The 872-nt window shown below is 65.8% G+C and carries 1 protein-coding gene; it reads left to right on the top strand.

Features of this window, described 5'->3' with window-relative positions; translation table 11 throughout:
- Nucleotides 1–12: 12 nt before the first annotated feature.
- Nucleotides 13–872 (top strand): IS982 family transposase (locus tag ABD798_RS37125; protein ID WP_344886344.1); only part of this gene is annotated, 860 nt, incomplete at its 3' end.

The raw sequence follows: 872 nt of genomic DNA, 5'->3' as shown, positions 1-872 counted from the left end.
CAAGATCAGTTTGTGACGACCGACCTGAACACCCTTCTCACCGCACTCTACGTCAAGATCGATGACCGCCTCGCGGGCAGGACTCGCCTTGGCCGCCCACCGAAGCTCACCGATGCCGAGCTGGTCACCCTGGCTGTGGCCCAGGCGCTGCTGGGGTTCACTTCTGAGGCCCGCTGGCTGCGGTTTCTTCCCGCCCGGATGCCCGGGGCGTTTCGGTACTTGCCCGGCCAGTCCGGTTACAACCGCCGCCTGCGGGCAGCGCTGCCGCTGGTCAAGCAGGTGATGCGGTGGCTGGCAGCCGACACCGACCTGTGGAGTGACACCACCTGGATTATCGACTCCACACCGGTGGAGTGCGGTCGGTCCCGCCCCACCGTCAAGCGTTCGGAACTGGCCGGGTGGGCCAAGTACGGCTACTGCCGCTCGCACTCCCGCTGGTTCTGGGGACTGCGCCTGCACCTGGTCTGCACCCCCGCCGGACTCCCGATCACGTGGGCGTTAGCCGACCCCAAGCTCGACGAACGACAGGTGCTCATGGCCATCTGCGACCACGAACCCCGCCTGCTCACCGACCGGCCCGGCCTGCTGATCATCGCTGACAAGGGCTACATCTCCCGCGAACTCGACCACTTCCTCGCCGAGCGCGACATCCAGCTGATCCGACCCTCCTACCGCAACCACGCACCCCACCCCGGTGAACCACTGCTCAAGTCCATCCGTCAACTCATCGAGTCGGTCAACAACACCCTCAAAGGCCAACTGAACCTCGAACAGCACGGCGGACGCACCATCGACGGCGTCGGAATCCGTGTAGCACAACGACTCCTAGCCCTCACCGCGGCGATCTGGCACAACCGCGCCACCGGAGCACC

This window comes from Allokutzneria multivorans (assembly GCF_039537405.1).
Lineage (GTDB): Bacteria > Actinomycetota > Actinomycetes > Mycobacteriales > Pseudonocardiaceae > Allokutzneria > Allokutzneria multivorans.
Note: the sequence above shows the minus strand (reverse complement) of the source record. Positions and strands in the feature narration are given on the sequence as shown.